This window comes from Pseudarthrobacter sp. 10T415, from assembly GCF_056394175.1.
In genome coordinates this window covers 314061-320896 of sequence record NZ_JBFTHJ010000004.1, presented here as the reverse complement: position 1 = coordinate 320896, position 6836 = coordinate 314061, and the positions used below count along the sequence as shown (strand labels likewise).

At 65.9% G+C, this 6836-nt stretch carries 7 protein-coding genes; 4 read left to right on the top strand and 3 right to left on the bottom strand.

Annotation, left to right across the window (positions count from 1 at the left end; all coding sequences use genetic code 11):
* On the top strand, positions 1-629 hold a 629-nt coding region (locus AC1DBN_RS08885), incomplete at its 5' end, for an HNH endonuclease signature motif containing protein (protein ID WP_477723030.1).
* A 121-nt stretch (positions 630-750) separates the two neighbouring features.
* Here AC1DBN_RS08885 and AC1DBN_RS08880 read toward each other — a convergent pair.
* Positions 751-1641 (bottom strand): Rieske (2Fe-2S) protein, encoded by an 891-nt coding sequence (locus AC1DBN_RS08880; protein WP_091723363.1) that lies wholly within the window; start codon positions 1639-1641, stop codon positions 751-753.
* Between the two features lie 335 nt (positions 1642-1976).
* Here AC1DBN_RS08880 and AC1DBN_RS08875 point away from each other — a divergent pair, with 335 nt between their 5' ends.
* Positions 1977-2924, top strand: a complete 948-nt coding sequence (locus tag AC1DBN_RS08875) for a hypothetical protein (protein WP_091723365.1) — start codon at positions 1977-1979, stop codon at positions 2922-2924.
* Between the two features lie 22 nt (positions 2925-2946).
* Here the strand turns inward: AC1DBN_RS08875 and AC1DBN_RS08870 are convergent, their stop codons facing one another.
* Positions 2947-3315 (bottom strand): cupin domain-containing protein, encoded by a 369-nt coding sequence (locus tag AC1DBN_RS08870; RefSeq protein ID WP_231994373.1) that lies wholly within the window; start codon positions 3313-3315, stop codon positions 2947-2949.
* A gap of 519 nt (positions 3316-3834) precedes the next feature.
* On the opposite strand from AC1DBN_RS08870, the gene AC1DBN_RS08865 reads away from it, so the two are divergent.
* Positions 3835-4323, top strand: coding sequence for a hypothetical protein (locus AC1DBN_RS08865; RefSeq protein WP_091723368.1), 489 nt, complete (start codon positions 3835-3837; stop codon positions 4321-4323).
* 101 nt (positions 4324-4424) lie between these two features.
* Here the strand turns inward: AC1DBN_RS08865 and AC1DBN_RS08860 are convergent, their stop codons facing one another.
* Positions 4425-5447: an Lrp/AsnC family transcriptional regulator gene (locus tag AC1DBN_RS08860; protein ID WP_091724203.1), complete on the bottom strand. Its 1023-nt coding sequence runs from the start codon at positions 5445-5447 to the stop codon at positions 4425-4427.
* A gap of 137 nt (positions 5448-5584) precedes the next feature.
* Here AC1DBN_RS08860 and AC1DBN_RS08855 point away from each other — a divergent pair, with 137 nt between their 5' ends.
* A complete protein-coding gene (locus AC1DBN_RS08855; protein WP_314215789.1) occupies positions 5585-6829 on the top strand; it encodes a M20 metallopeptidase family protein in 1245 nt (414 codons plus the stop codon).
* Positions 6830-6836: the final 7 nt, after the last annotated feature.

Sequence of the window (6836 nt, the reverse complement as noted above, 5' to 3'; positions counted from 1 at the left end):
GCGCACCGCTCGAGATCGGCCGGACCAGCTACCGGTTGTCGGAGGCTATGAAGCGCTGGATCAGGATGCGTGATGGACACTGCACGTTCCCCGGCTGCACCAACCCCAGCACGGACAACGACACCGACCACCTCACCGCCTGGCAGCACGACGGGTTAACCGGGGTCAGTAACCTGGCACAGCTCTGCCCGAAACATCACCGCCTCAAACACAGCAGCGGCTGGAACCCCACACCAGCCACCGCGACCGAACCTCCCGGCTGGACCTCACCCACAGGCCGCCACTACCCGGGCCAACACCCCGACCCCCAACCACCCCACTGGCCACCCGCACTCTCTGAACTGGAACAGGAGAGGGCGCTGAATGAAGACACTGGCGCGGCCGGAGACTCTGGCGTGACCGGAGACCTCACGCCGGGCGGCGACGCTGGCGCGGCCGGGGAGCCACGCGCCACCGGAGACGTCCGCGCGACCGGAGACCTTGGGCCAGTGAGAGACCCTGCACCAGCCGGAGACGTTGTCGCTGTGGGCGGGTCCGACTCGACCGGAGAATCGGGCGCGCCGTCAGGCAACCAACCGGAAGAACTAAGCCCGCTCGAACAAGCCCTCACGGCCTACCTCGCCGCGTGAATCGAGGCAGCCGCAAGGCGGACCTACTAGTCGCCCGTCAGGCATTGCTGCGTGCCCCGTCAGCAGCCACGGCCTGACAAAAGGGCGTGGTTCGTCGGCAATCATGATTTGTCGGCAGTTCTTACCCATCCGCTCCGGGAAGGCTGACCTCCACAATGCCATCGGTGATGCGGGTGTCGAACCGCGGCTGTCTCGCTGTGGCCGGACCTGCAACAACTTCGCCGGTCCGGAGGGAGAACGTGCTCCGGTGCCAGGGGCAGACGACGCAGGGGCCGCCGTCGTCCGCAAGGTTGGAGCTCTTCAGCTTGCCCTCGTGCAGCGGGCCGGAGAGGTGGCTGCAAACGTCGGAGAGCACGCTGACGCTGTCCCCTTCGCGGAAGACAAGCAGGTTCAGCCCGGCGACCACGCGCTTGTCGAGCTTTCCGTCGGGCAATTCCGCAAGCGGCGCCAGGGCATGCCACCCCGATGGGAACCGGTGCGGAATCTCTTCGCTGTGGTTCACGCCGGCTGCCTGCCGGTACGTCAGATGGCCGCCAAGGAAGCCTCCGCCGCTCACCACGGCGAGGCCCAGGTAGCCCAGCACCTTGCCGCTCGAGTGGCTGCCCCTGGCGCGCTGGACCAACGATGCCGAGTACAGGGTTGTAGCCGCAATGTTGGCTGCCGCATGGATCAGCCCCACGCGCTGCTGCTGGGGATGCAACTGCGTCCAGTCCGTGAATCCGGCCACGGCCGACGGAACGGCGCTCAGGGCGCCCACACCCACCAGGATCTTTGCCGCCTGCTCGGTCCCGGGAACAGCGTCGAGAACTGCGGCCGATATCCACGCGCCCATGGGGACCTGAACGGCCAGCGGGTGCACGGGGTGTCCCACAGGGACGCCGTGCAGGACGTCGCGCATCCAGCCGGGCGGGATGATTTTCTTGACTGCCTTCCGCACGCTCTTGGCCACTGGATCAAGCCATTCGGCGTCCTCAAAGCGGGTTACTAGCTCAAGCGCAGGCAGCGGTTTCATGGAACTCCCTTACCCCGAAATCTCGTATGCAGTCGATGCACCCAGAGCATAGCGGGGAACCCTGCTGTTCAATAGGGCCGGAAACGGCCATGGCAGTCCTGGCTGAACGAACGCAGGATTGCAGCCGGACACGGGCAGGGGAAAGCAGACTTGGCTGGATGCCGGCGCCGCGGCGACCGTCGTCACCGCGGGCAGCGCGACCAGCGCGGGCGGTACGGCTGCCTGAGGCAGTCCGGGCACACCCCGAGAAGGCTTTAATCCAGACGATGTAGAATATCGATCTTGGCTTTCTTCCACCAGCCGGTGGGAAGCGAATCCGCAATCAAAGGCCCGCCGTGAAATTTCCCCCACCGGACGCTGCATCCGCCCCGGCCACTACGCCCGCCCGCGGTGCTGCGGCAGAAGCAGCTATCGCCCTGCTGTTGGGCATCCTGTCCGCCCTCCTCGGGTTGGTCCCGTGGCTGGTTACCGGGGCGCGGTTGCCTTTGCAGAACCTGTGGGCGGCCGAGGTTTTGCCGGAGGCGATGCCGGTGGCGTTCCTTCCCCTCAGCCAGTACCAAACCACCACCATCGTGGCGCTACTGACGCTGGGTGGTGCCCTGGCCGGCTTGGCTGTGCGGGTGTGGAGGCCGGCCCGGCGTGGACTTGCATCGGGCTTCGCTGTGGCAGGTATGGCACTTGTCCAGGGCATCGCCGTACTGCAGGCGTTCGCCGTGCTGGGTGCTGGCCTGCTTGGGGGTTCGATGGCCACCATCTACTTCACAGGGCTGCTGGCGGGCACACTGACCGCCATCGCGGCGGCTGCAGTGGCCTTGCTTATGCTGGCTGCACGCTCCAAGCCTGTGGCAGCCTTGGGAATCGGACTGATGGCTGTCCCGGCTGCTTCCTGGCTGGCCGCCGCTGCCACCTACTTGGCGGGCCCGCAAGGTGTTCCCATTCCCCTGACGCTTGCCTGGCGCTGGCTTCCGGCCGTTGTGGTGGGGCTGGCCCTTGCCTGGTGTGGGGTGCGGCCATTCGTACGCCTTCTGGTGTGGGCTGCCAACCTTCTGCTGCTGTGGCTTGTTCCTGCGCTCTTCACCAGCATCAATTACGTGCTGGGTACTCGCGGCTCTTTGGGCGACGTCAGCGAGATGGGCCTCCTGGCCCGCCAGATCCTCGCAGCCACCCTGGGGCCTGGCGGCGGAGGCGGACCGACCGTGGCGCTGGCACTGGGCATCGGACTCGTGGGAGCAGGCGCCCTGGAAGTGCGCCGCAGGCACGCAACCCCCGCAGCGCAGGAGTGAACCCGGCTCGAACCTGACGGACCTACATCAGCGCATGCATGCCGTAGCTTCGCGGCCGCCCGAAGGATGCAGCGCCAAGGAATTCGACGGCGACGAACGGCTCGTCGCCCACCACCCACTCGTCATGCCCGGGAGGGAGCGCGTAGGTATCGTGTGCGTGGATTGACGAGGACCCGCCGTCGGACGTTTCGATATCGAGCCGGCCTGAGATGCAGTACCCCAGGTGGTGATGCTCGCAGAAGGCCGTCAGCTCTGCGGGCTTGGCGGATTCCGACCAGCGCCAGCCAGGGGCGAGGATCAGGCGGGCCACGGTGTAGTCGTCAACGGTGACAAGGTCGAACTCGGCCTTGTCCGGGCAGCGCTTCCGGTCCGGAAGATCAAGTGATTTCACTGCCAGAGCTCTGATGAAATTAGCGGTCACCGGAACACATTCTGTGGATCAGGGGATGGAAGCCCACTGTGGAGCGGGCCATGTATTGGATACCGATGAAGCGGTTTTGTGGAGATCGAGACCTATCGCCGCATGCGCCTTTGCCCCCGGCGCATGCCCATTTGCCAGACAGCTGGTTACCTCTTACCGTAACCCTGCCGGACCTGAAGTCAATGGAAAATTCCTGGCAGCTGCGTCACCCTGAGCGGCTCCCTGAGCGGACCGTAAAAACCAGCCAAAAAGGTACTTCGGCATATGGAATATGACAGTGTTCGGGTCCACGCTTTAATGACCGGAACACAAACTCCGGGGAGTCAAGCCCCCCGCTTAGTCGGGCGTGCTGTTTGAAATGGGACAGGCAGGCTGCGGCCGCCACACTGGTCAATCGCGACTTGCCCGGTCGCGCGCTCAGCGCTGCCTTCGCAGGGACACTCGCACCCTGCGCAAATGGGAAAACGCATCCTTTCCAGGAGCAATAAAATGTCAATCACTCCAACACTCAAAACCCGGTCCATCAGGGCAAAAATGGCGCTGGTTCCAGCTCTCACGCTGGGCCTCCTTGGAGGCGCGGCGGCAGTGGCCACACCGGCCCAGGCCAACGACAACCACAGAAGCGGTTGTACCGTGGACCCCCTGGCGCCGACCGACCTGCGCGGCAACAGAGTCGACTTCAAGATCAAGGTCGACTGTTATGGCGAGCGGACCGTCCAGATCCGCCAGCTGCGCTATGAGGACGAGCGCGGCCCGCGTCACAGCGACGACTTCCTGGGCGGCTCCTACTTCTACGAGCACTTCAACCGGCACGACGGCGCCAGGACCCTCCACAGCGTTGACCGGGTGCCGAACCTTGACCGCAGGGGTGGCGAAGAGGTTTACCACATCGTCTCCTTCCGCGTGAGGGACGACAGGGGACACTGGTCCGACTGGACCCGGTGGGAAAAGAGCCCGGTAGCTGACGTACACCGCTAGGGCTAAGTGAACCGTTAGGGATCTACCCGCACCCGAGCCAGGGGCCAAGCCCCTGGCTCACCTCTGTCACCGCCGCCCGCACCGGCCGCCGGGGACGTGCCTCAGCCGGCCATCTCCAGGCCGCCGGCATGGACGACGGCGCCACTCGCCGTCGTATCCCGGTTCAGCAGCCAGCCCACGCGTTTGACGGTGCTGAGCATGACCACGCTCTCCACCAGGTCGATGCCGGGGACCTTTTGCTGCAGCGTCAGTTCCGCCGTCATGACATCGGCCAGGGAATGCAGCCACATGATGATCACGAAGTTCGTGGGCCCGGTGGTGGAGGCACTGAGCCTGACGTTACTGATGGTGCGGATGGCTGCCGCTGCTTCCTCGTGCCGGCCTGCCGGCACATTGGCGAACCACTGGCAGGTCACGGGGTAGGAGGACAGCCCCTGGGCCACCTCGCAGCGGAACAGCAGGATGCCGCTGCCCAGCACCCGGTTGAGCTGCCGCTGCACCGTGGCAGGCTGACGTCCCAGGCCGCGGGCAATCTCCGCTGCGGTGGCCCTGCCGTCCCGCGCCAGGTAGGGAAGCAAATCCAGGTGGCTGGCAGGAAGCTGGGCCGCCGCAGGGCTGCCGCCGGACGCGGCCTGGTTTCCGAGCGTCCGCAGCGTCGCCTGCTGTGATTTGTCGAGAATGTTGAGCCGCCAGGCATCACCGCTGCTGTGCAGCCGGGTGCACAGCGCGGTCTGGTACTTGGTCAGCCCGTCGATGGCCTTGAGCCGGGCCACCACCTTCTCGCTGAACTCCTCAAGTGTTTTGGTGATCACCGTAAGCATGAGGTCCCGGTGGCTCGCGGCTTCCTCGACGGTGACGATCTCCGGAATGGCGGTGAGCTGCGCGGTCACGGCTTCCCGCTGGTTCATCTCGCAGTCAACGGCCACGAAGGCCAGGAGCATCTGCTGCGGATCACCCGCCAGGTGGGCCGTCACCCAGGCGGTACCACTGGATTTCAGCCGCTCCCACCGGGCCGCGAGGGTGGTGGCGTGAACGTCCAGTACTTTGGCCGCATCAGCCCAGCCCAACCTCGGTGAGGTCTGCAGGACCTGGATCAGGGCAAGATCCTCCTCGCTGAGCTCCATGGGATCGCCTTCTTCGTAGTGCATGAATCGTGGGGAAAACCCGTTCGTGCAGCATATTTCCTGCGCTGAACGCGAATGTGAACCACGCCACTCCAGAATAGTCGACGAGAAGGACTGACCGACGCCGAGGAGCTGGAATGACGATTACCACCGATGCCAAGGACCTGCAGGAAGACCTGGTCCGCCTGCGCCACGACCTGCACCGGCAACCGGAAATCGGTCTCCAACTTCCCCGGACCCAGGAGAAGGTCCTCAAGGCATTGGACGGCCTCCCTTTCGAAATCACCTTGGGCAAGGACACGACGTCGGTGACAGCGGTGCTGCGCGGAGGAGCCGGCCGCGGTGAAGACGGAGGTCCACAGGAGCCCGCCGCACAGCGGCCCGCGGTCCTGCTCCGTGCGGACATGGACGGCCTTCCCGTCCAGGAGAAGACCGGGGTGGACTTCACCTCCCAGGCCGAGGGCGCCATGCACGCCTGCGGCCACGACCTGCACACGTCCATGCTGGCCGGAGCCGCCACCCTCCTGGCCGAGAAGCAGCACCAGCTGGCCGGCGACGTCGTCCTCATGTTCCAGCCGGGCGAGGAAGGTTTCGACGGCGCCAGCTACATGCTCCGCGAAGGTGTCCTGGACGCCGCCGGCCCCCGCGTCCAGGCGGCCTACGGCATGCACGTGTTCTCCTCGTTGGAGCCGCACGGCACGTTCTGCACCAAGCCGGGCGTCATGCTCAGCGCCTCGGACGGGCTGGAGGTCACCGTGCTGGGCGCCGGCGGCCACGGTTCGGCACCGCACTCGGCCAAGGACCCCGTGACGGTGGCAGCGGAAATGGTGACCGCCCTGCAGGTGATGGTCACCCGGCAGTTCAACATGTTCGATCCCGTGGTCCTGTCCGTGGGCGTGCTGCATGCCGGCACCAAACGGAACGTCATCCCGGAGTCGGCCCGCATCGAGGCCACCATCCGGACGTTCTCCGAAGCGTCCCGCGTGAAGATGATGGAGGCAGTGCCGCGCCTGCTCAAGGGGATCGCCGCCGCACACGGGGTGGAGGTCGCCGTCGACTACCTGCAGGAGTACCCGCTCACCATCACCAACGAGGACGAAACGCACACCGCCGAGAAAGTCATCGGCAACCTCTTCGGCGAGCGCCGGCTGGCCCGGTGGGCCACCCCGCTCAGCGGTTCCGAGGACTTCTCCCGGGTGCTGGCCGAGGTCCCCGGAACCTTTATCGGGCTCAGCGCAGTCGTTCCCGGGGCGGACCATGCCGCCTCACCGTTCAACCACTCCCCCTACGCGACGTTCGACGACGGCGTGCTGGCTGATGGAGCCGCGCTCTACGCCCAGCTCGCCATCTCGCGGCTGGCCACCCTCGCCGCAGCTTCATAGCCGACAA

Bases quoted from the DNA above. Each gene is read 5' to 3' on its own strand.
- AC1DBN_RS08860 (WP_091724203.1), bottom strand. From the start codon at position 5,447: ATGGAGCTCAGCGAGGAGGATCTTGCCCTGATCCAGGTCCTGCAGACC.
- AC1DBN_RS08865 (WP_091723368.1), top strand. From the start codon at position 3,835: ATGTCAATCACTCCAACACTCAAAACCCGGTCCATCAGGGCAAAAATG.
- AC1DBN_RS08880 (WP_091723363.1), bottom strand. From the start codon at position 1,641: ATGAAACCGCTGCCTGCGCTTGAGCTAGTAACCCGCTTTGAGGACGCC.
- AC1DBN_RS08855 (WP_314215789.1), top strand. From the start codon at position 5,585: ATGACGATTACCACCGATGCCAAGGACCTGCAGGAAGACCTGGTCCGC.